We start from the raw sequence: 356 nt of genomic DNA, 5'->3' as shown, positions 1-356 counted from the left end.
GCTTCTCCTGCAGTTCCGGCAGGAAGATCTCGGGCTTGGCCTCGTAGGTCGAAACGATCAGGTCGGCCTGCGCTTCGATCCTCTGCGAGCGCTGATCCCCGCCCATCGGTTTGGGGGCGATCCGCCCCTCTTGCGCGAAGCTCTCGTACCAGCGGATCGCGCTGGTCGGGCTCACGCCGAACCGCTTGGCCGCCTGACGGCGCGACGCGCCTTCCTCGACGGCGGCCACGACACGCGCGCGCAGATCGACGGATAGAGCTGATGCCATGCGGCTCTCCTGCAAAAGCCGCCAAGAGAATCACATCACGCTCCGAGTGGTAAACCCTATTGATTCAGCCTGATCGGATGCCGCTCTA

General features: G+C 64.3%; 1 protein-coding gene. It reads right to left on the bottom strand.

Going from position 1 to position 356, the window contains the following annotated elements; translation table 11 throughout:
• Positions 1 to 268: helix-turn-helix domain-containing protein (locus FV226_RS27760; protein ID WP_147765436.1), on the bottom strand; the 268-nt coding region annotated here is incomplete at its 3' end.
• Between the last annotated feature and the right edge of the window lie 88 nt (positions 269 to 356).

Origin of the sequence: Methylobacterium sp. WL12 (assembly GCF_008039475.1) — a bacterium.
Classification (GTDB): Bacteria; Pseudomonadota; Alphaproteobacteria; order Rhizobiales; family Beijerinckiaceae; genus Methylobacterium; species Methylobacterium cerastii.
Note: the sequence above shows the minus strand (reverse complement) of the source record. Positions and strands in the feature narration are given on the sequence as shown.